Source organism: Christiangramia sp. LLG6405-1 (genome assembly GCF_045055805.1).
In the GTDB taxonomy this organism is placed as follows: Bacteria; Bacteroidota; Bacteroidia; order Flavobacteriales; family Flavobacteriaceae; genus Christiangramia.
This window is the reverse complement of the sequence record NZ_CP159330.1, coordinates 3031608-3053910: the sequence shown is the minus strand read 5'-3', so window position 1 is coordinate 3053910 and position 22303 is coordinate 3031608. Positions and strand designations below refer to the sequence as shown.

Annotated in this window: 28 protein-coding genes; 2 read left to right on the top strand and 26 right to left on the bottom strand. The window is 31.4% G+C overall.

Going from position 1 to position 22303, the window contains the following annotated elements:
- Positions 1 to 20: 20 nt before the first annotated feature.
- The 4 genes from ABVM50_RS14155 to ABVM50_RS14140 all read right to left on the bottom strand — a co-directional run bounded on the left by ABVM50_RS14155 (position 21) and on the right by ABVM50_RS14140 (position 2447).
- Positions 21 to 719 (bottom strand): barstar family protein, encoded by a 699-nt coding sequence (locus ABVM50_RS14155; protein WP_141878037.1) that lies wholly within the window; start codon positions 717 to 719, stop codon positions 21 to 23.
- 163 nt (positions 720 to 882) lie between these two features.
- Positions 883 to 1632: an SUMF1/EgtB/PvdO family nonheme iron enzyme gene (locus ABVM50_RS14150; protein ID WP_405199160.1), complete on the bottom strand. Its 750-nt coding sequence runs from the start codon at positions 1630 to 1632 to the stop codon at positions 883 to 885.
- 163 nt (positions 1633 to 1795) lie between these two features.
- Positions 1796 to 2152 (bottom strand): type II toxin-antitoxin system HigA family antitoxin, encoded by a 357-nt coding sequence (locus tag ABVM50_RS14145; RefSeq protein WP_405199159.1) that lies wholly within the window; start codon positions 2150 to 2152, stop codon positions 1796 to 1798.
- A gap of 1 nt (position 2153) precedes the next feature.
- Positions 2154 to 2447, bottom strand: a complete 294-nt coding sequence (locus tag ABVM50_RS14140; RefSeq protein ID WP_405199158.1) for a type II toxin-antitoxin system HigB family toxin — start codon at positions 2445 to 2447, stop codon at positions 2154 to 2156.
- Between the two features lie 403 nt (positions 2448 to 2850).
- Here ABVM50_RS14140 and ABVM50_RS14135 point away from each other — a divergent pair, with 403 nt between their 5' ends.
- On the top strand, positions 2851 to 3816 hold the full coding sequence (locus tag ABVM50_RS14135) for an IS110 family transposase (RefSeq protein ID WP_405199157.1): 966 nt from the start codon (positions 2851 to 2853) through the stop codon (positions 3814 to 3816).
- Positions 3817 to 3859: 43 nt separating this feature from the next.
- Here ABVM50_RS14135 and ABVM50_RS14130 read toward each other — a convergent pair whose 3' ends face one another.
- The 4 genes from ABVM50_RS14130 to ABVM50_RS14115 form a co-directional block, all read right to left on the bottom strand.
- A complete protein-coding gene (locus ABVM50_RS14130; RefSeq protein ID WP_405199063.1) occupies positions 3860 to 4351 on the bottom strand; it encodes a hypothetical protein in 492 nt (163 codons plus the stop codon).
- The gene (locus ABVM50_RS14125) at positions 4317 to 5276 is read right to left on the bottom strand and encodes a DUF6602 domain-containing protein (RefSeq protein WP_405199062.1); all 960 of its coding nucleotides are present in this window, start codon (positions 5274 to 5276) and stop codon (positions 4317 to 4319) included. Before ABVM50_RS14125 ends, ABVM50_RS14130 begins: the two co-directional genes overlap by 35 nt.
- Positions 5277 to 5442: 166 nt before the next feature.
- A complete protein-coding gene (locus tag ABVM50_RS14120) occupies positions 5443 to 6495 on the bottom strand; it encodes a S41 family peptidase (protein WP_405199156.1) in 1053 nt (350 codons plus the stop codon).
- Between the two features lie 306 nt (positions 6496 to 6801).
- Positions 6802 to 7359, bottom strand: coding sequence for a carboxypeptidase-like regulatory domain-containing protein (locus ABVM50_RS14115; protein WP_405199155.1), 558 nt, complete (start codon positions 7357 to 7359; stop codon positions 6802 to 6804).
- 365 nt (positions 7360 to 7724) lie between these two features.
- Here ABVM50_RS14115 and ABVM50_RS14110 point away from each other — a divergent pair, with 365 nt between their 5' ends.
- Positions 7725 to 8711 carry an IS110 family transposase gene (locus ABVM50_RS14110; RefSeq protein ID WP_405199154.1) on the top strand — a complete coding sequence of 329 codons (987 nt, stop codon included), beginning with the start codon at positions 7725 to 7727 and terminating at the stop codon, positions 8709 to 8711.
- A gap of 21 nt (positions 8712 to 8732) precedes the next feature.
- On the opposite strand, the gene ABVM50_RS14105 is transcribed toward ABVM50_RS14110, so the two are convergent.
- From ABVM50_RS14105 to ABVM50_RS14020, 18 genes are all read right to left on the bottom strand, one after another.
- Entirely contained in the window at positions 8733 to 9296 is a 564-nt protein-coding gene (locus ABVM50_RS14105; RefSeq protein WP_405199153.1) for a hypothetical protein, read from the bottom strand.
- 702 nt (positions 9297 to 9998) lie between these two features.
- The gene (locus tag ABVM50_RS14100) at positions 9999 to 10583 is read right to left on the bottom strand and encodes a TIR domain-containing protein (RefSeq protein WP_405199152.1); all 585 of its coding nucleotides are present in this window, start codon (positions 10581 to 10583) and stop codon (positions 9999 to 10001) included.
- A gap of 1 nt (position 10584) precedes the next feature.
- The gene (locus ABVM50_RS14095; RefSeq protein WP_405199151.1) at positions 10585 to 10983 is read right to left on the bottom strand and encodes a hypothetical protein; all 399 of its coding nucleotides are present in this window, start codon (positions 10981 to 10983) and stop codon (positions 10585 to 10587) included.
- A gap of 4 nt (positions 10984 to 10987) precedes the next feature.
- Positions 10988 to 11554: a TIR domain-containing protein gene (locus ABVM50_RS14090; protein WP_405199150.1), complete on the bottom strand. Its 567-nt coding sequence runs from the start codon at positions 11552 to 11554 to the stop codon at positions 10988 to 10990.
- Between the two features lie 156 nt (positions 11555 to 11710).
- The gene (locus ABVM50_RS14085; protein WP_405199149.1) at positions 11711 to 12451 is read right to left on the bottom strand and encodes a DUF6090 family protein; all 741 of its coding nucleotides are present in this window, start codon (positions 12449 to 12451) and stop codon (positions 11711 to 11713) included.
- 223 nt (positions 12452 to 12674) lie between these two features.
- Positions 12675 to 13265, bottom strand: a complete 591-nt coding sequence (locus ABVM50_RS14080; RefSeq protein WP_405199148.1) for a hypothetical protein — start codon at positions 13263 to 13265, stop codon at positions 12675 to 12677.
- Positions 13266 to 13414: 149 nt separating this feature from the next.
- Positions 13415 to 14245 (bottom strand): DUF4261 domain-containing protein, encoded by an 831-nt coding sequence (locus tag ABVM50_RS14075; RefSeq protein ID WP_405199147.1) that lies wholly within the window; start codon positions 14243 to 14245, stop codon positions 13415 to 13417.
- 134 nt (positions 14246 to 14379) lie between these two features.
- Positions 14380 to 14679, bottom strand: a complete 300-nt coding sequence (locus ABVM50_RS14070) for a HigA family addiction module antitoxin (RefSeq protein ID WP_011709863.1) — start codon at positions 14677 to 14679, stop codon at positions 14380 to 14382.
- Positions 14680 to 14696: 17 nt separating this feature from the next.
- Positions 14697 to 14978 carry a type II toxin-antitoxin system RelE/ParE family toxin gene (locus ABVM50_RS14065; protein WP_405199146.1) on the bottom strand — a complete coding sequence of 94 codons (282 nt, stop codon included), beginning with the start codon at positions 14976 to 14978 and terminating at the stop codon, positions 14697 to 14699.
- A gap of 209 nt (positions 14979 to 15187) precedes the next feature.
- A complete protein-coding gene (locus tag ABVM50_RS14060) occupies positions 15188 to 15802 on the bottom strand; it encodes a hypothetical protein (RefSeq protein WP_405199145.1) in 615 nt (204 codons plus the stop codon).
- A gap of 159 nt (positions 15803 to 15961) precedes the next feature.
- Entirely contained in the window at positions 15962 to 16567 is a 606-nt protein-coding gene (locus ABVM50_RS14055; RefSeq protein ID WP_405199144.1) for an SEC-C metal-binding domain-containing protein, read from the bottom strand.
- A 762-nt stretch (positions 16568 to 17329) separates the two neighbouring features.
- Entirely contained in the window at positions 17330 to 17710 is a 381-nt protein-coding gene (locus ABVM50_RS14050) for a DUF2750 domain-containing protein (RefSeq protein WP_405199143.1), read from the bottom strand.
- 313 nt (positions 17711 to 18023) lie between these two features.
- Entirely contained in the window at positions 18024 to 18197 is a 174-nt protein-coding gene (locus ABVM50_RS14045; RefSeq protein WP_405199142.1) for a hypothetical protein, read from the bottom strand.
- Positions 18198 to 18642: 445 nt separating this feature from the next.
- Positions 18643 to 19086 (bottom strand): hypothetical protein, encoded by a 444-nt coding sequence (locus ABVM50_RS14040; protein WP_405199141.1) that lies wholly within the window; start codon positions 19084 to 19086, stop codon positions 18643 to 18645.
- A 16-nt stretch (positions 19087 to 19102) separates the two neighbouring features.
- The gene (locus ABVM50_RS14035; RefSeq protein WP_405199140.1) at positions 19103 to 19612 is read right to left on the bottom strand and encodes a hypothetical protein; all 510 of its coding nucleotides are present in this window, start codon (positions 19610 to 19612) and stop codon (positions 19103 to 19105) included.
- Positions 19613 to 19765: 153 nt separating this feature from the next.
- Complete coding sequence (locus tag ABVM50_RS14030) at positions 19766 to 20500, bottom strand: uracil-DNA glycosylase family protein (RefSeq protein WP_405199139.1); 735 nt, start codon at positions 20498 to 20500, stop codon at positions 19766 to 19768.
- Between the two features lie 160 nt (positions 20501 to 20660).
- The gene (locus tag ABVM50_RS14025) at positions 20661 to 21296 is read right to left on the bottom strand and encodes a hypothetical protein (RefSeq protein WP_405199138.1); all 636 of its coding nucleotides are present in this window, start codon (positions 21294 to 21296) and stop codon (positions 20661 to 20663) included.
- A 259-nt stretch (positions 21297 to 21555) separates the two neighbouring features.
- On the bottom strand, positions 21556 to 22260 hold the full coding sequence (locus ABVM50_RS14020) for an SUMF1/EgtB/PvdO family nonheme iron enzyme (protein WP_405199137.1): 705 nt from the start codon (positions 22258 to 22260) through the stop codon (positions 21556 to 21558).
- Positions 22261 to 22303: the final 43 nt, after the last annotated feature.

Here is a 22303-nt window from a genome sequence, read left to right as displayed (position 1 = left end):
TTTGCTATTCAATTTTATTTTTATTCTAAATTCAAAATCACCCTGTTCTTTTCTCCTTGATCAATTTTTCTTGTATTTACAAATTGAGAACATTCTATCAAGCTTTTTAAAATTTCAGGATTTTTATTTTTCAGATTTCGGCTGTTTTTTATTCTAATTACGACATCTGATTTTTCGGATATGTCATCTATGCAGTCAATCCACGCATCCATATTTTCCCCATAATAATCTGGAAATTTTAGCTCATTTCTAAACTCCTTATGGAATGATTTCCAATCCACAATATTATTTGCGTCAACTTGGAATTTATTTTCTGATTTCTTTTCGCGAACTAAATTCTCTAGTTTTTTAACTTTTTCAAAGTTTATTTCTTCCGAAGAATTATTGATACTTGTTAGTTTTTTGATTCCTCGATAAATTGGCAAAATAATCTTCTCAAAGTTTCCAGATTTCGAAAATATTGAATTATCCTTTTTTGGATTAAAAATTTCTAAATAATATTGATTTTGATTTATTTTCAATTTTAATATATATACCTGTGGTTCCAAGTTAAATCTGCTTGTTGTATCAAATCCATTGATAGTAAGGATCAAGTTTTGACAGAGATTATTTATTGGGTTTTCAGGAATACCTGAAGCATAAAATTCGAATACAAAACTTTCATCTTCAATTTTAATTGAATACCAATTATTATCAAGTTTAGTTATATGAAATTTCATTCACGAAAATTTTCTTGCAAAATTGCTCACAACGGTCTCGATTATCGCAAGTTGGCGGATTAGGGAACGCGGCGTTGTCGGCTTAGACCTGGTTTGTTGGTGAATTTAATTATTTTCTTAATAACGGTGCCGTCTATTTGCGATGAATCGTTGTTGGCAATAGTTATTTTTGCACTTCACATATACAACGGAAGAAAACCAAGTTGTCTGTGTGTTGTTGATTTGTTTCTTCTATTTTAATCGAATCATTTCTAAAATATTGATCTGTTGAAGAGAATTCGGGATTTTCAAATAATATAAAACTTTCATTGTCTCGAAGGTCTTTTAAATCGATTTTTAATGGTGAAAATTTATTAATCATTAATAATTTATTATTGTCCGAAAAATAATCTTTTGCTAATCTATATTCCTGTGTTGTTGGAATCCGATATTTAATTTTTTTATATTTTGGATCACCATTCTTAATTTCTGTACTCCACCTCAAATTCACCATGTCGGTGCGCCATTGACAGAAAATTTGAGCTAAATCTTTTGAGATTCCGATGACAGGATGATAATTATATTGAGGATGATTAAAATAGTTATAAAGACTTACATTCTCAGGTAATTGTACATTTTGAGCTACAGTAATTTTATTAAAAATCTCTTTATTTTGATTTTTGTCTAATGAATTAATCAACAGGGATTTATCTATATTTTCTAATTCTAAGGATTTCAAAGAATCACTTAAAATATAAGTCCAAAGTCTTTGTACATTATCTGTAAACTCTGAATACATTAAATTATCAATAGGAGCTTTATCAATAAATAGTGTATCATTAATTTTTATTGTTCCAGGAGGAACTTCTAATATTCTTTGTGCATTAATTGAAAATGATATAAAAATTATAAGAATAGTAAAATATTGCTTCATATAAATAATTATTGCCAACGGTCTCGGTTATCGCCAGTTGGCGGAGTAGGGGACGCGGATTTGTCGGCTTAGTATTTTGTTGTTGGTCAAGTTAATTATTTTCTTACTTAAGCTACCGTCTATTGGCGATCAACCGATGTTAGCTCCAGTATTTTTGTTCGGATTAATAATCTTGAATCAAAACTTCTGTCGGAATATGTAGTTGAGTATTTAATTTTCTTACCATTTCTAAAGTCAGTTTTCTTTTCTTATTTAGAATTTCACTTACTCTACTTTTAAAGCCAAAAACCTCTGCTAAGTCTTTTTGTTTCATGCCCATTTGTTCCATTCTGAATTTTATAGCTTCTATCGGATCAGGCATTCCAATTGGAAAATGTTCATTTTCATAATTGTCGATGAGAATTGATAATATTTCTAATTCATCACCTTCTTCAGTTCCTCTTTTTGCATCAAAGATTACTTCAAGTCTATCAAGTGCATTTTGGTAATCTTGTTCGTTTCTTATCGGTTTTATTTTCATCTTAAATAGTATTTGCGTCTATTTTATCATATTCTGCGTGTGTTCCAATAAATCTTATCCAACAGATTTGATATTCGAAACTGAATTTTACAATCAATCTATAATTGTTTCCTTTAATGTTGAATACAATTCTATTGTCTTGTAAAATACTTGCGCTGGGATAATCTTTCTTTAGATCATTAATATTTTCCCATTCCGTTTTTTCTGTTTCTCTGTACCAGGCTTTTAATTGTTGTTCACTATCAGCGTGTTTTGTCCAAAAATCACGTAAGGTTCGTTTTGCAATAATTCTCACATTAAATTATTTTAATACAAAGATAATTATAATTACCAAAACGGGAACTTTTTTCTTGATAAAATATTGGAGCTAACGGTCTCGGTTATCGCCAGTTGGCGGAGTAGGGTACGCGGTTTTGTCGGCTTAGTATTGGTTTGTTGGTCAAGTTGATTATTTTCTTTCTAACGGTGCCGCTTATTGGCGATTAACCGTCTTAAGTTTAATTTCTCTAAATTTTGATATAAATCAGAAAGAACCAAAGAGAGGAATAAGATTATATGAACCGTGGGAACTTGAGATTCCGTCAACAATGATAATCCCCTCTCTTTACTACTTTAATTTCGTTTAGTTCTGTGAGACCTGGATCTCGTTTTAAAGTCGATGAAAACCAAAGTAGCTGTTCTTTCCAAAAAAAACTGTTATGGATAAAATTAAACATTTTTACGGAGTAGACATTAGCAAATCTTTCTTTGATGTAGTTGATCAGAATGGCAGCCATGATCAGTTCTCAAATGATTCAAAAGGATTTAAGAGCTTTTTGAAAGCTATTCAAAGGGATAGCTTGATTGTTATGGAAGCGACCGGTTACTATCATTACCGGCTGGCTCAGCACCTCTATGAGAAAGGAATAAAGGTATCGGTTGTGAATCCACTTTCAGTAAAGCGTTTTATTCAAATGAAGCTTTCCAAGGTTAAGACTGATAAGAGCGATGCTAAAGCGATCTGTGATTATGCTCAGGCGAACGAAGTCCCATTGTACACTGCTAGAAACGCAATTCAGGCGGAATGTTTGCAACTCTTGAGTCTTCAGGATCTTTACATGAAGCAGCGAACTGCGGTTAAGAATAAAATACACGGAGAGAAAGCATTAGGCACCCCATCAAAAGCAGTGAGTCGTTCTTTAAATCGAATGCTAAAGCAAATAGAGAAAGAACTGACCCAGATTGAAACCAAGCTGGAATTTTTAATTAGAGAAACACAGAAGGATCAATTGGAAAACTTGACCAGTATACCTGGAATGGGAAAGAAGACCGCGATGCTGTTGATTGTACTCACAGATGGATTTACCAGTTTTGAGAATGCCAGGCAGCTTTGTTGTTATAGTGGGCTAACGCCAACGATCAGACAGTCCGGAACCAGTGTAAGAGGAAGAAGTAGAATCAGTAAAGTAGGGAATCGAAAACTTCGGAATTTATTATTCATGTGTAGTTTCACTGCCAGTAGGACCAATAAGGCTTGCAGGGAACTCTATGAGCGTATAGTAGAGAAGGGGAAAAGCAAGAAGCTAGCATTGATAGCAGTATGTAATAAACTACTAAAGCAAGCATTTGCAATTGCTAAATCAGGAACCTGTTATCAGGAAAACTATATGTCGAAATTAGCTTAAAAGTGCTTGGATTTTACCTTAGTTCTTTGTTGTGTGTAGTACCTTATCGCTTTCCTTTTAATATTCTTACTTCATTTTGATATATGTAACGAAGTGCACCTTTTCTAATTTTCATACCTTGATTACCGGTTATTTCATCCGTAATTGGCCCAACATTTTCTAACATAAAATCAAGATGGCTATATTTCTCATTTTTTATTAATTGTGAAAAATTGATTTCATCAGAGAAAAATGTTTGATTCGAACTTGTTTTTATTCTTATTACTCCAAATATATCTAGCATTGTGTTTGTAAACTTATAATGATGCTCCCAAAAATAAGTTCCTCCTTTTTCCATATATAGATTTCCTCCAGCTTTTCCATCAGTCCTTTTAGGAAAGCAAATAAATTTACTTCCAACTTTGTAAACCTCGTTGGGTTTTATGCATAGTGGGAATTCCACAAAGCCATATAGATTGGATATTGGAAAGAAGAATACTAATTGCTTAGATGTTAGAACCTCAATATTTTCGATATATATTTCGTTCTCCATCATTAATAATATCAATCTCAATTACAGGTTCAGTGAATTTTTGATTTTTTCCATCAAATATTAAATCAATTTTCTTAGGCCTCTTAAGCCAATAGTATTTATTTTTGTATTCGAAAATTTGATAGCGAACAATTAATTTTTCTTTGTCCTTACTAGATTTTTTTTTAAGATTTTCTTCTACATTAGTGATAACTTCTTGCGCAACAGTTAATGCGTTATAATCCTTGAATTCATTTAAATAATTAGAAAAATGTGGTAATTCAGGGCTTAAAGTATTTAACATTGCAGATAATAACAGAGCAATCTCGAAATTATTTTGTCGTGAAATAGACTCATAATAAAATGAAGATGTTGCTAATTGTCCTGATTCTACGAATTCATAATTCCTTTTCGTATGACTCCAATAACCTTTACCAATAACTAATAAAACATCAATTGCTGGATTAGTATGAAATTCAGAGTCATATTTTTTTAGTCGTTCTATTTCATTCTCTTTCTTCAAATCAGAAGAATATGCGAAAAGAACTCGAATCGGTCGTTTTTGACCTTTAGAATCAAATTTCTTTAGCAAATTAAATTTTCTAATAGTGCTTTTTATCTCTTTTGAATTTATAGTAGATTTTATTTCAAAAGCATATCTGCAACTTTCAATTGGAAAAACCCCAACATTGGAACTTAGCATAGCTTTCGGAAGAGAATCTTCATTATAAATAATTAAATCTGTTTCAGCAGATAAACTTCCATTGCCATCAGCAATTTTTCCATTTCCTATGTTCCATTTACGAGGTAGATATTTTAAAAAAAACTCACTTAGGTGCTCTTCCTTGACTTTACCTTTTAAACCTTCATGATTTATTGAAGAACCTAAATCTGCAGATTCAATAAGTATTTTGATGTTTTTTAGTAAGACTTCTAAAACAGGTGTCATTTTAATTTAATTATTTTCTTTGGTATTACACACAACGGTCTCGGTTATCGCCAGTTGGCGGAGTGAGGGACGCGGATTTGTCGGCTTAGTATTTTTTGGTTGATCAAGTTAATTATTTTCTTACTAACGCTACCGTTTATTGGCGATCAACCGATGTTAGGCGTAGTTATTCGTGTTCTGATATAAATTTTATTGCTTCACTTATATTACCGTCTAATAGTAAATTATCGAAATTATCTTCTTTCGTAATATTAATATCGGGTATTATTCTTTCATAATATCTACCATTCCTGTCAGAATCTAAACCTACACTCAAAGTCATAAAAGCTCCAAATGGTAAGTTGGCCTTGACATTTGAGGTAGTTTTACCATTTGTCGGCTCTCCAATTAAAATAGTGTTTGACCTTGGTTTAAATGCCAGAGCTACAATCTCTCCAGAACTACCAGTAGCATTGTTTGTTATAACTGCAACTTTACTGTTAATTAATAGTTCACCAGTTGGTTTTATTCTTCCTTGATTCTTGCCGTCATAGTTATACTTACCATTGTTTAATGAAATCATTGATTGTAACCGACGATCTTTCCCAAGCACACCCCAGATATCATTATCTCCTAGAAAATCGTAAAATGCTAATAGCATAGGTTCACAATTACCACCAGTATTAAAACGAAGATCAATTATCCAACCTTTTACATCTTTCTGAGACTTTAAATTATTAATCTCATCATACATTTGTTGCGCTAATCTTCTGATACTTTTTGGAGAATTTACATCTGTTATTCCAGGCATCAAAATATAACCGTAGTTATTACCGATAAGTTTTACTTCAAAACCTGGATTAGTTTTATATTTTTTCGCCCATTGTTCACTAAAGTCATTGATTGAAGGAGTTTTAAAATTACCAGAAATTTGTAATTCTTTATAATATAAAGTAGAATGATCAGCTTTCGTGAGATCAAATAGAAGTGGTATTTCTTTTAAAGAGGAACTAAAATCTGAATATTCATTCAGGTTCCCATTCAATTCAGTTTCAACATCTTTCCAATTAACTTCATCCTTATAAACATACCCATCTTTCATTGTTTGAATTAATTCTCCGAAAAATGTTCTAATACTGTCTTGTGAAGTATGTAGTTCTTGTCCTTTCGAAATAGTTGAGCAGAACAGAAGTAATATTAATACTTGATAATTTTTCATGTACATTGTTGTAATTGCCATGTTGAATTATTACGCCTAACGGTTACGGTTATCGCAAGTTGGCGGAGTGCGGGACACGGATTTGTCGGCTTAGTATTGTTATGTTGGTCAAGTTAATTATTTTCTTTCTAGTGGTGCCGGTTATTGGCGATTAACCGTTGTTAGTTGCAGGTTTTATGGTTCGAAAATAAGTTATGAAAAAAATATCCCACCTTATCGAAAACGTTACGCTTTTGAACTATTGTAATTCCACCTAATGGTGTATTGTCTTCGATCAATTGTATGTTGAAAAACTTATTATTTCTAAAGAACCTTATCTCTTTCATTTCAAAACCGACAAAAGAGAAAATGAGGAAATTTTTTTTCTCCTAGTTTTTCAGCGGGAATTTTCAAATTGAATTCTCCCTCTAAGTTAGTTTGTGTTCCAATCCTTGAATCTTTGATAATGACATTGGTTCCAGGTATTGCTTGGCCGTCTGCATCAGTAACTTTCCCTCTAACTGTAATTGAATCTTTAACCTTCTTAATAGGTAATACACTTTTCCATTCCGTTCTATCCGTTTGCTCAAATGTCGGTTTAGTTGAATTAGCAGTTACTGGCTCGTTCAAACCAATTATAGAACTAAGACCTATGAAAAAAGCAAATTTGGAGAAGTATTGAGTGCCTAATTGATTTGACTCAATTTTGTTTTCTAAATGGGACGGATGTAATTTTCCACATACCTCTCCATTTTTTTCAATTTTTTCAAAAATTTCATTCTTACTGTATCCAGTGAAATCAATAACTTCTTTTTGACATTTATCACAAAATTTATTTCCACCAAGGCGTCTCATTGATTGCCAGGCTTGATCACAAGGGTTAATTACTTCAATTCTTCTTTGCATAAATACTGAATTCAGTTTTGTTTAAAACTTGCAACTAACGGTTTCGGTTATCGCCAGTTGGCGGAGTAGGGGACGCGGATTTTTCGGCTTAGTATTGGTTTGTTGATCAAGTTAATTAATTTCTTACTAAAGGTGCCGCTTATTGGCGATTAACCGTCTTAAGTTTAATTTCTCTAAATTTTGATATAAATCAGAAAGAACCAAAGAGAGGAATAAGATTATATGAACCGTGGGAACTTGAGATTCCGTCAACAATGATAATCCCCTCTCTTTACTACTTTAATTTCGTTTAGTTCTGTGAGACCTGGATCTCGTTTTAAAGTCGATGAAAACCAAAGTAGCTGTTCTTTCCAAAAAAAACTGTTATGGATAAAATTAAACATTTTTACGGAGTAGACATTAGCAAATCTTTCTTTGATGTAGTTGATCAGAATGGCAGCCATGATCAGTTCTCAAATGATTCAAAAGGATTTAAGAGCTTTTTGAAAGCTATTCAAAGGGATAGCTTGATTGTTATGGAAGCGACCGGTTACTATCATTACCGGCTGGCTCAGCACCTCTATGAGAAAGGAATAAAGGTATCGGTTGTGAATCCACTTTCAGTAAAGCGTTTTATTCAAATGAAGCTTTCCAAGGTTAAGACTGATAAGAGCGATGCTAAAGCGATCTGTGATTATGCTCAGGCGAACGAAGTCCCATTGTACACTGCTAGAAACGCAATTCAGGCGGAATGTTTGCAACTCTTGAGTCTTCAGGATCTTTACATGAAGCAGCGAACTGCGGTTAAGAATAAAATACACGGAGAGAAAGCATTAGGCACCCCATCAAAAGCAGTGAGTCGTTCTTTAAATCGAATGCTAAAGCAAATAGAGAAAGAACTGACCCAGATTGAAACCAAGCTGGAATTTTTAATTAGAGAAACACAGAAGGATCAATTGGAAAACTTGACCAGTATACCTGGAATGGGAAAGAAGACCGCGATGCTGTTGATTGTACTCACAGATGGATTTACCAGTTTTGAGAATGCCAGGCAGCTTTGTTGTTATAGTGGGCTAACGCCAACGATCAGACAGTCCGGAACCAGTGTAAGAGGAAGAAGTAGAATCAGTAAAGTAGGGAATCGAAAACTTCGGAATTTATTATTCATGTGTAGTTTCACTGCCAGTAGGACCAATAAGGCTTGCAGGGAACTCTATGAGCGTATAGTAGAGAAGGGGAAAAGCAAGAAGCTAGCATTGATAGCAGTATGTAATAAACTACTAAAGCAAGCATTTGCAATTGCTAAATCAGGAACCTGTTATCAGGAAAACTATATGTCGAAATTAGCTAAAAGTGCTTGGATTTTACCTTAGTTCTTTGTTAGCTGTAGTATTCTAGTTTATAACTGGTTTTTTTGATTCTTTTTTATAATATTTTTCAAGTTCTGAGATCAATTCAAAAATTTCTGGATGGGATTCTTTAGTGGGAGATCTTGCGTAAATATCTCCAGAATTATGTTGATTTTTCATCAAAGATAATGTTAAAGAATAGCCATCTATTATCAATCTTTTATCTGGATTAACTTTTGAATTATTTTCTATTTTGTTCCAATTATCGATCAGATCGTTAACGTAGTTTATTACAGGATTTCCATTAGGAATTATTAATGTATCTCTATTATACTCTGTATTATTTTCAATAATTTTGGACGTTTTTTTAATTGATTTTTCCGATCTAATTTCTAGCAATCTACGGATTTCCACAACGTCACTTTCTTTTGAAAAATTAGTAGCATGAGGTTTACTAACAATCATCATTACATTTTCATCATAATTATTTATCACTATGTTATAATTTTTGAACCCGGTATAGGATAAATTTAATTTGAAACTTTCTTTTTCCTGAGAAAATCCGCTTACAACATAAGTCAGGATAATACATATTAAAGTTAATTTCATATTTCTGTGATCTTGTTTGAATATTACAGCTAACGGTCTCGAATAATCGTCAGTTGCGGTTGTACGTATTCGGATTTGTCGGCTTAGGTTTTTGTTTGTTGGATTCTAAAAATACTATTTTATTTCAAATGGCCACAATTGCGAATATTCGTTGTTATATGCTGTTGCGATACGTCCGAGTAAGAACGGGAGATTTGCCGCTGTCGGGAACATCCAAATTTTAAATCTCTAATCATCATCTTAACTAAAATCATTGCGCAAGAGTGAGCGTCCGTCGTTGTTTTAGCGATCCGTTGAAAACTCCAGTTTGCCGCACTTTAATTTTTTTCCAGTTTCAATTGAAACTTCTTTAGCGTAAATATTCAATTAAATGTCAGCGTTCTTTCCCATGAAATTTCTATTGAACGATAAATGTAAAACCTCATTTCGGATCTGAATTTTGTAAGGTATCGATTTACTAAAAGTTCTTACTTCGGATTTGTCAGATGAAGGCTTACATGCACATACTTGTCGGATTAGAAGAATCATTGTTCTTAGTAGCTAAAATTGTGCGGAGCAATAGCATATAACGGTCTTGGTTAAGGCAAGTAGCGTGGAGTAGGGACGCAAACTTGTCGGCTTAGTTGTTTTTTACTTGGTGTCTAAAATAGCACTTATCACCTAATTGCCCGCTATTTGCGCTTAACCGATGTTAGCTGCAGATTAATTTATCCAATCACCAAACTTATCATATCCTTTATCCTTATTCCATTTGTAAATTTTATATTTTTCAGAGAATTTAACAAACTTTCCTCCTTTAGCTACAATGCTTCTTTTTAATTTAAAAGTTGATTTGTTTTCAACTGAGGAATACTCTATCCATTTGTTATCTGTTTTTTCGTATAAAGTGATATGTGTGCCTAAGTCATTAAATTTATAACCTAAATAGTCAAATGGATTTTTTCCTAAATTTTTTGTTTGCTTTAATTTATCTTTTATACCATTAACATGAACGCCAATTATATGATTTCCTTTAATAAATGATTTAAAAATCTCATACCTTACCCAAGGTCTTATATGAGTTTCTGTTCCAATCAACACACAAGTGTTTGTTGTGTTTTTAAGAGCATTATTTATCATTCTTTTTAGAGCAATAAAACCCTCTTTCTTGACTTTCTCCCAAATAGAAGCATCGAAAAATCCAGCAATCTCTCGATTGGGTTTAGTTAGCCAATGTTGTCTTACAACATTGGCTCTGAAAGATTTAACATCATCGTAATGAAAACTAAAAAACACTCTTTTTGCCATTTTAATTTATTACTAACATAATTATAAGTGTAATTGCTGTTAAGCCACCGTAAAAAAATAAGAGAGTTATCGAGAATATGGAAGACAACCAAGAGTCCTTACCTTTGTCGAATGGCTTTGCATTCATATCGAAATCGATATTGTCTTCATGTTTATTTTTTACAGAATTATACAGGCCACGGTATTGTCTTTCTAAGCTCAAATAGTATGCGTCAAGTAACCAAAATATTGGTGTAGATATATATGTAATTATAACATAATTTATATCAGAATCTTTAGCAGCAAATGCGAATAAAGCTGCAACTAAAGTTACTGACCAACCTTTTAAAAAGAATGAATTAACATTCATTCTAGTAATTACAAGTTGAATAAATTCTAAATGTTTTCTTTTATTTTCCATTTAATTATTCTTTAATCCATTCGTGTAACCATTTTTCTGTACCATTTGGATATTTTAATCTAAAAATGTTATCATAAATTTCATTTCCATTTTGTGTTACAGATTCAATTCTTGGATATATCTGTAAATATTCATTACCATACCAAGTACCGCTATTCTCTGCAAGAGGTAAAATCGCAAGATTATCCTTTGAAAAATTGAAAGTGTCGCCAATTCCAAGCTCCCAATTACACCATTTAGACATTACAGCATCGTTGGTTGCTAAGAGAATAAATTTATCATTTAATATTATTTTGGATTTAATTTTTGAAGCCGTCTCACCACTTGTCTTCTCTGGCATCCCTTCATCCATCCAATCTACGTAAACAGAAATATTTATTCCTTTAAAAAAAGCAATCGCTTCCTTTATCAAGTTTTGATCTTTATGCGAGTGGGATAAAAACACTCCGATTTTGGTTGATGATTTTTGCTCTAATTTTGCTTCATTTAAAATTGAATATAAATTTTTTCCTCTAGAAACAGCTCTTTTTTCGGCTATTGTTGCAAATTTATCTTTTGTAAATATTGGCATTTTTTTGTTTTTAATTTGCAGCTAACGGTCTCGGTTAACACAAGTTGCGGGAGTAGGGACGCGGACTTGTCGGTTTAAGAATTATCTTACTTAGTATACTAAATTACACTTTTTCGATAAAACCCGTTATTTGTGATAACCGTTGTTGTGCTTTCGTTATTTATCCTCAATCTCTCTTTCTAAAAGTTTTAATATTTCATAATTTTTTTTCTGCACTTCAATAAGTGCTGGAATCAGTTTATTTCTTATAATGGTAATTCTATTTACTGTATTGTTTTGATGTTGTGGATCTCTAGCCCATCCAAGAAAATCTGATGTATGTGGTTCCGCTATATCTAATAATGATTTATCTAGCCTTAGAATAGATGTATATTGTTCTCCTAATGCACGGTGCTTATTTATGACAATATCTCGATTTACATCTTCAAATTCCTTATAATAAGCATATGAACTTGGATAAGTTGAAAGTTTCTTTTTTAGAAGTTCATTTTGAATTATTCCAAGTAGATTGGAATTGATAACCGCTTTTAATGTACCGTCGATTAAATTTAAAGTTCCATAGTCAGAGACATCAAATTTATAGATCGAATCTGTTAAAGCAGGCACATTAGGGCCAAGATGCTTTAGATAAAGATGTAGTTCATTTAAATGATATTGGTGTAAAGCTAAGGTTCTATCAATTATTTGTTGATTAGCTGAAAAATCTTCTTTTAAATTTTTAAGTACAATTTGTTCTTTAATTCTATCCTTTCGTCTTTCGTTGTAGTTGTTTATTTGTAAAGCAATTAAAATCCCAATAACTAAAAGTATAATTTCACCAATAGCATAAATAAGATATCTACTGAATTTTTTTTCAATTAGTAGTCTTTGTCGGAACTTTCTGAAAAATTTAATCATTAGAGATTAGTTTTCCTAAATATATGACTTTTATGTAATTACGCTTATTAAATAATGAAGCACAACGGTCTCGGTTAACACAAGTTGCGGGAGTAGGGACTCGGACTTGTCGGCTTAGGTTATAATTGTTGGTTAATTTAATTATTTTCTTTGAAATGCTACCCGTTATTTTTGATAACCGTTGTTGCCTTACGTTTTGTTTTTTTGAATGTTTGTTGATTTTCTATTCATTTTTCGGCGGTGGTGGCGGAGGTGGAGTTTGTCTGAAATAACTAAATAAAATATGCAATTTTATTGTATCTGGAATTTCAGTTTTGATTTCATCAAAAGTCCGAGTAACTTTCTTTAATATATGTTCTAAATCTTTTCCAGTTTTACTTGTGTCAATTGTAATTTCTACTGAAGCTTGATATGGATTATCAGAGTAGTAAGGGATTTCACCCTTATTTGTATAATGCCTTTTTAGTATTTTCTTCAATTCCGAAATTGGATATCCATCGTCAATTAGAATAGAGTCGGATTTTATTTTAAGTATATTTTTCATCCTAAAATATCCATTACCATACACATGTGGAAAAATTCTTTTAGTGATTTTCCCATCATCAAATTGAACAATCATATGAGTATTATTGTTATAATGATGTTCTAATTTATTAGTAATTTCTCTAAAATTTAATTTTGTTGAATCTAAACCAATAACTTCAACACTTTTATCAATTGAAAATTCTTCATATGGATAATAGCGGATTTCACTTGTTTTTTTATTACAAGATGAAATCATTAAAATTGTTAATATGAGTAAAATTTTCTTCAAAATGTATGGCAACGGTTACGGTTATCGCAAGTTGCGGGAGTAGGGACGCGGACTTGTCGGCTTAACTATTTTATTTCCTGGTTTCTAAAATTACACTTTTTCGACAATACCCGTTATTTGCGATGAACCGATGTTGGGCACAGTATGTTCTAGTATTTAATTTTTAATGTATTTCCCTCCAAAAACTTTCCTTTTGAAACGGAAATTTTTAGTTTTTGTTCAGCCGAAATACCAATTGTTTCGCCATCTTTTAGCATAACATCATGAGCTACCACATAATGAGCTAAATTAAACATCATTTCATCCAATTCTTCTATTGAGTTTTCGGACTCAACAATTTCCATTTCCATTTTACCAAAGTCAGCAAGTCCGTATGTATATATAGATTGTTTTCCGTTTTCTTTTCTTAAACCAAAGTAAATCCAATTATATAAAGGAAGGTCTTCTTCGCTCATCATTTCCACATTTGCTTGATAGAAATCCTTTTTTAGAACTAAACTTCTACCTCCAATATAAATTCCGATTGCTTTGCTATTATTTATAACTGCAGAAGCAATTTTACTATATAATAAGTTTTCTTGAACTGGATTTTTTCCAGCGTTCATAAGAGATAAAACGATGTGTGCTTTATGTTCAGAAGATTCCGTAACTCCATTTTCCCATAAATAATTGTATTCTGCATTTTTTTCAACTTCTTTATTAGGAATAGCAGCTGGAATCGTTGCTATAGCAACGTTGTAATCTTCTACTACTAAAACAGCTGCTTCGGCATCAGCATCATTTTCATTTACTTTGAGTTTCCATTTTGTTTTTAATTCATTAATTGTTCGTTTCAAGTCAAACGAATTCGGATCTTCTAAAAGAACCATTCCCAATATTGCTAAATTTTTATTTGATTCAGTCTTTTTTTCTTTTTTTAAAAAGCTAAATAATCCCATTGTTAGAATTCCAATTATTATTATAGTTAGTATTTTTTTCATATTGTGCCCAACGGTTACGGTTATCGCAAGTTGCGGGAGTAGGGATGCGGACTTGTCGGATTAACTAATTTCTTTCCTGGTTTTCTAAAATTACACTTTTTTGGACTCAACCCGTTATTTGCGATGAACCGATGTTAGGCTGCGTTATTTTCTAACGGTTTTATGTTATTGAATTCTTTCTCTTTTAAAGATTTTTCCTCTTCTAAATCATAATCATCTTGTAACCCCAACCAAAATTTAGCTGTTGTTCCAAAATATTTTGAAAGTCGGAGAGCGGTGTCCGCAGTTATTCTTCTTTTCTTTTTAATGATTTCACTTATCCTTGTCTGTGGAATAAATGTTTCTTTAGAAAGTCGGTATGCTGTAATTTCCATTGGATCTAAAAACTCTTCTTTTAAGATTTCTCCAGGATGTATATTTTCAAGTTTTTTCATTTTTCTATATTTTAAATTTAATGGTAATCAACAATTTGAACCTCAAAAGCATTGTCATTTTCCCATTTAAACATTATTCTCCACTGTTTATTAATTCTAATGCTATGAAAACCTTCTAAGTTTCCACTCAGCTTTTCCAAATGATTAGCTGGAGGAATTCTTAAGTCATTTATATTTTGAGCATTATTTATCATTCTTAGTTTTCTTCTAGCTACGTTCTGAATATTAGCAGGAAGCTTTCTTGATTGGGTTCCATTCCAAATTTTGTCAGCTTCTTTGTCTGCAAAAGATTTTATCACAAATAATTTTGTTTTACGTTACTAACGTCAAAGATAAGTAAAAAATTAAAAATTAGAAGTTCTGAGCACGATAAAATTATGCTGCCTAACGGTCTCGGTTAACACAAGTTGCGGGAGTAGGGATGCGGACTTGTCGGTTTAAGTATTTTCTTACTTAGGATACTAAATTACACTTTTTCGATAAAACCCGTTATTTGTGATAACCGTTGTTATGTGGCGTTTTTTACTACTATTTCTCTGTATTTATCTCCAAATAATTCTTGAAATTCATTTTTAACTCTATATCTATTATTTTGAATTATCTTAATTAGAACTTCTTCAAATCGTTCATTTTTAAACAAAATTGGTATCTCTTTCTGAGGTTTTATTTTTTGAAGGAGAAAATCTAAAAACCAAAATATCATAAAAAATCCAATGAATCCAATTGTCAAAGTCTCAGGATGTAAAAGGGTGAAAATACTCAAATCTGGATTACTTAAAATTTTATAGATAAAAAATGAAGAGGTAATTATTATAAGAGTGATAAATGATAATATTTTAGTTCCTGATGGATTTAAATCTTCTATTATGAGATTACTACAATTTTGAAATTCTTTCCATTTCTGTATTCTTGTCGATCGCGGAAATACTTTTTCAATTTTCATATTTAAATCCTCTTCATTAATACCAATAGCTTTAATATCATCTAGAAATGAAATAAAAACAAAATCATTTCGAAAAATTAAATTTTGTTCTGCAATTTGATCAAATTGATCTTTTTCAATCTCAGATTGTAGATTGTGTTTTTCTTTAAATTCTGTAATATTTGAAGGAAAATCTCTCATTAAAAAATGCCATATAACGGTTTGCGGTTATCGCAAGTTGCGGGAGTAGGGATGCGGACTTGTCGGATTAACTGTTTTCTTTCCTGGTTTCTAAAATTACAATTTTTCCTAATTACCCGGAATTTGAGATGAACCGCTGTTGTGCGCTGGCTTTTTTCATCAATTCTTATTTAAACAACACTTTTTATATTTCAATTGGCTACCACAAGGACATGGTTCGTTTCTACCAACTTTTTTCTTTATTGCATTAACAGGAGTTATAGTTTTTTGGTCAATTAGTTTTTCATTTTGTTTAAGTAATTGTTCTATAATCTTATCTTTAATTTGATCATCATTCCCTTTAAAGTAAGTTTGTTGCACTAAAATAGCAGCAGTTAAAATTGCAAGTATGGTATTTATCCATTTGCTATAATCAAATGTTTCCGGAGTCTTTTGAATAGTTTCTGCATATTCTGGAGAAATTTTCTCGACTTCTTTTACAACTTCTTCTTTTGTGGTTGGATTGTTTACGTAATTTTCTAGAAGACCTTTTAGAGCCAATAATTTTTCTAATGAAGCTCTTGGGCCTTTTACAAATGAGATAGCATGATCGAAGTATTTGTAAATACCATCAGGAACTAAACCTTGAGATCCGCAATTGGGGCATGGTCCTACACGAGTATTTTGAAATTCAATTTGGGCTTGTCCTGCTCCGCCAATTAAATTGGGTACTAAAAATGCTGCTCCACAATTTTCATTTTCGCAATAAGCAATTATTCCATTCATTCTAAATCTAATTTAAAGCTTGCGCACAACGGTCTTGGTTAAGGCAAGTAGCGTGGAGTAGGGACTCGTACTTGTCGGCTTAGTTGTTTTTTACTTGGTGTCTAAAATATTACTTTTTAATGGAATGCCCGCTATTTGCGCTTAACCGATGTTGTACATTGTGGCGATCCTCGGAATATGTTGTTTTGTTCTTATTCTTTTAAATCATTTTTGTTCTTTTCTGACTTCTTTTTTTTGTTTTTTACATTCGAGTAAGAGTCAGTTTTTATATTTTTTAAACTTATTCTATTTTGTCATTTTTTACGTCTGAATGGAAGTCTAATTTATCAATCTGAATACATTCAAGTTATCCATTTTTCATACTTGAGTAAAAGTCAGAATAACAAACTGAATATATCTGTTTTTACTTTTTTTAAGTTCGAGTAAGAATCCGCGAACAGGTTTTAAGATCATCTAATTTTTCACACTTTTCATCCTATTAAACTTTACTCATAAAATTCACGCTTGACTAGCTTTTGATCTTAACTAAAATCTTGAAAAAGTCAGCGCAACAGTGGCGAGAGGTTGGTTTTTAAATTCAGATTGGCCGTTATTTTGTGCGTTTTTCATTCTGAGCCATAATTTACAACGGTCCCGGCTATCGCAAGTTGCGGGAGTAGAGACGCGGATTTGTCGGCTTAGGTTTTTTCTTTCCTGGCCTCTAAAATTACAATTTTTCGGCAATACCCGTTATTTGCGATGAGCCGTTGTTAGCTCTAGTTATTATTCGTACTGACTACTTTCATAAATCAAATGATTTTTTATTTCATCCATTGTAGTAACAATAGCATTTAAGTCTAAATTCGGAAAGCCGGCAATTTCGTATTTTTCTGAAGTAGCCTTATCTATCCAAGTAAGAAATTGCTCTAGAGAAAATGATTTGACTTTATAATTTTTCCATTCATTGGTTAGAAATATTTCAGCAAATTCTTTTTCTGGCCATACTGGAATACATTTCGAAAGACTATCACCTATAGTAACCAAACTTCCATAAGAGTCACATATCAGGAAAATTTTTTCAAAATCGGCAACTTTTCTTATTAGATAACCATATCTATCTTTTGAACTCAAATTTATTACGTTATCAACTTTCTTTTTATTCATTAGGTCAGAAATTTGGCACTGTGTAGTTGTAATTAAGCTTTTCTAATTTTCTAAAATTAAATGAAATTTCTTCAAAATTCGTTGCATTAAGTTATTGAACTCAGGGCTTTCTATAATAATTAGAGCTAACGGTCTCGGTTATCGCCAGTTGGCGGAGTAAGGGACTCGGATTTGTCGGCTTAGTATATTGTTGTTGGTCAAGATGATTATTTACTTAATAACGGTGCCGCTTATTGGCGATTAACCGTTGTTACCTGCTTTTGCGAAACAATGAATATTAATTTTATAATCTTTGTAAATCAGAGTATTAGACTTAATTAGAATCTCTTTTCTTTTTAAATATATTAAACCTTCCTGCTACTAATAATATTATTCCAATCGCCGTAATTACTCCTAAGAGAAAGCTATATTCATTTTCCTGTGAAGAATATTGAACATATGCTGAAGATATTATTATTAATATTCCAAGTAACCTTATTTTATTCATTTTTCTTGTTTTTTGTTCCATATTGCAATGAAGCTGAAATTATAAATGCAGGAATTACAAAAACGTGAATTACCGATTTTGGAGATATCCATTCATATTGTCCAACTATTATTGCGATAAATAATAATAAGTTTAGTATTATAAATCCAGTTTTATTAATATTCATTGTATTAGAAATTAAAAATCAATTTTAAGATTAGTAAAGTAAATAGAATTACTACTAATAATAATCAACTTAATTTCATTTTTTTCTTTGATGCCATATTTTCAATTGAGCTATTGCAGGTAACGGTCTCGTATATTCGTCAGTTGTGGTAGTGAAGATACGGATTTGTCCGATTTAGATTTTTAGTTCCTGGTTTCTATTAAACTTTCTTTTAGCTGAGTGGCCGCAATTGCGAATATGCGTTGTTGGCAGCTTTTTTTGTGTTGTAATTAATTTGAATTACTTATGCCATTCAGGTTTTCTTCCAAACTCTGTGATGTAATTCTCAGTTAAAATTTTTTCTACATCTGTTGGAAAATCTGAATATTCATCATCGTATGTGACAAACCAGTATATATTGATCTGTGAAATTCCTGATGATTGCATATATAAAGGAAAAGCTTTATTTCTCTTTATTCTTTTTTCTTTGCCAAATCGATTTGGATGATAACCATTAATGATTCTATCATATAAACCTCCTTTACGAACCTTTAAATTCCCATTTTTATCTCTTTGACCACTTGAACCAATATATATTAATTTTTCATCTTTCTCTAATTGCTCGTATATCAGATATATTCCTGCATAGTTTGGTGGTGCAGTACAAACTTCTCTCAAATTTTGATTAGCTCTATATTGAAATTTACCTTTTCTTGAATATTTATTTAATTGACTGATATTCATAGAGTTATTTTGCTTATTAAAAATTAAAGTAAACTTTTAAAATTATGGTAACGATTACTGAGACTATTATTCCTGAAACAAATAAAAGATAGTCTCTTAATGCGCTTCTTTTGTCTCCTTTATTCACTATTTGTTCAAAATGTGAAATGGCTTCTAAAGGTATTTTCTGCAGCGTATCAACTCTTTCTTTGATTTCTGCTTCTTCTTTTGATAATTCTTTTAGTTTTTGTTCTAGAATATCGATTGTCTGCTCTTTCTCTTTCATTAAAATGGTAAACTCTTCTGTAGCCTTATCTACTTCTTTAAAAGCTTTATTTAAAGTGGAAAGAGTTTCTTCTAATCTTATTTTATAGGATTTAGGTTTTTCTTTTTCTATTTCAAAAATATCTGCTAAAGTTTTTTGAAATTTATTTAGTTCTCCTTTTTTCAGAGGTTTTTGAAGTGTTTTTTCAATAATTTTTTTTAATAGCGGATAAATTCCACCTAGAATAACTGCCAGTAATCCGGCTATAATTTCAATACCCATTTAGTTGTATTTTGATCAAAAATTGCTGCCAACGGTCTCGGTTATCGCCAGTTGGCGGAGTGAGGGACGCGGATTTGTCGGCTTAGTATTTTTTGGTTGATCAAGTTAATTAATTTCTTACTAAAGGTGCCGCTTATTGGCGATTAACCGTTGTTAGCTAGCGTTAATTGTGTAGTTAATTATCTTTTGAAGTTCCTCTTTTGTGAAAATTTTTTCTGGCTTTCTTATTTGACGCGAAGCTGGATGAGGAATAGTAAAAATTAATCTCTCTTTTGATCCAATTTTCTTCTTTATTATTTCACCTTTATTGAGTTTAATTTTTAGCTTCTTTTCAAGCTCATTTCTTGATTTTGCTCCGATAGCTATTATGATATTTGCATTTGAAATGGCCAAAGTTTGATTTAAATATTTATCAGAACAAGTTTTAGTTGCCTCGTCAACACCAATTTCATTTCTTGATTTACATCTCACAATTTCCATAATCGAATAATCTTTTCCTGGAATAGCATTATTTGTTCCCAATAATGTACTTGCCATTTTTCTAATATGAATCCAAAACTTCACTCCATTTATTGCATATCCATCATTGTGTTTTGGATAAATAAAATCCTTTACGTATTCACTTTCTTTGGAAAATCTATTTTCAAAAAAATCAATTATATCCGCTTCGTTCCATTCAGAAGTTGGATAAATTTCCTTTTCACTTATAGATGGATTAGAACTGATAAATAAAAGTTTACAATTGTTTATATTTCCATTATATGGTTCAGGAATTTGCCTTGTTTCTAAATTTTGTGATTTTACAATTTTCTCACAAGGAGTACCTTCACAATTTTTAAAATTTGGACAATTAGCTATTTCTAAAATATGTTTTTCTGATTTTACCATGTAAATTAATGCTTGCTAACGGTCTCGATTATCGCAAGTTGGCGGAGTAGGGGACGCGGCATTGTCGGCTTAGACCTAGTTTGTTGGTGAATTTAATTATTTTCTTTCTAACGGTGCCGGCTATTTGCGATGAATCGTTGTTGTTGCAAGTTTTTGTTTTCTAATTTGGTTGTGGAGGCGGAATCTGTGGTATTAGTTTTAATGGTCTATCTCGAAATAATATTTTCAAGTATAAAGTATCTAGAGTCATTTTACTTAGCTCATTAAATTCTTTAGAAATTTCGACCAATAAATTCTTTACTTGTTTTGCATTAGTATATTTATCGAAATAAACTTCTAACCCTGCTTGTCTCGGTGAATCAGAATAACTAAAGTCCTTGCCCTTATTTAATAAATGCCTTCTTAAAATTATATTTAAACTATCAATGGAATGTTTAATATCAAAATTTGTTAAGATTGAATCATTTTGAATAAATATCCGAGATCTGAAGGTAGGACAACTAATAATTTCATATTCTGAACATTCATACCATGGCAATAGTTCAAATCTTTCTTTTTTTGTGGAATAGTTAATAATTGGAAGTGAATCATTGCAAGCAACTTTATCGATTCTTTCTAGTAAATCTCCATAGTTATTAATACTATCGAGAAAAATGTTTGAACGATTTGTTTTCATTTCAAATTTTTCCTTGTCTGGATAGTAATAGACTTCCTGTTCTAAAACGCTTTTTTTATTCTTATGATTGCAAGAGAATAAGGTTAGAGTTATTAAAAATGATAAGTAATGTACTTTCATCAAAAATTTGCTACAACGGTTTCGATTATCGCAAGTTGGCGGAGTAAGGACCGCGGCATTGTCGGCTTAGACCTGGTTTGTTGGTGAATTTAATTATTTTCTTACTAACGGTGCCGGCTATTTGCGATGAATCGTTGTTGCCCACAGTTATTTTTATCAATAAATATGATTAGTAGATTCTATTTGCTTTTTCTCATATAACCAAGTCGCTTTTTTTTGAATTCTAATCTGCACTTTATCTCTACACTGTATGTTATATTTATGGTTCTAACTCACACGCACAGCGAAATCCTGTGAGATCATTTGGAAACTCTATTGGATTTATATTTTTCCAATTCTCCCCAAATAATTTATCTGTACTTGTAAATTCAGAAATCCGATATAATATAAAACCATTTATATTTTTATCGGTGTGAAATTTAGTTGGGTTTTTACCAGTATAAAAAGTGAATTTATTTAATTGAGAAAAAAACTCTTTTGACGTTGTCAATTCTTCTTTTGTAGGTAATCGATATTTAATATTTTGGATTGCAGTCTTATTTTTATTAACTCGATGATATTGCACCATTTCTGTTCTCCATTTGCAATAATCTTGTGCTTGTCGCTTTGAAATTCTAAGAACTGGAGAATATTTATATTTACTATTTTCAAAGTAATTTTTCTCTGTTAAAAAGCTTTCATCTTTATTTAAATTTTTTAAAAATGAAGGATATAATACAGTTAATCTATCCGGTTTTATATCTACAGTTTTATAGTATTCAGAGAAGGAGTCAAAACCTTTCTTTCTCAGAAAATGTTTTGCAGTCAAATATTCTAAAAACATGATGTTAGTTATCGGAGCTTTATCCATAAAAATGCTATCATTTAATTGAATTGTTCCTGGTGGAATGTTTGATTTTTTCTGACCTAATAGAATCATAGGAGTCAGATTTAAAACTAAAATTAAGAGTAAAATTTTCTTCATAATAATTGTGGGCAACGGTCTCGGTTATCGCCAGTTGGCGGAA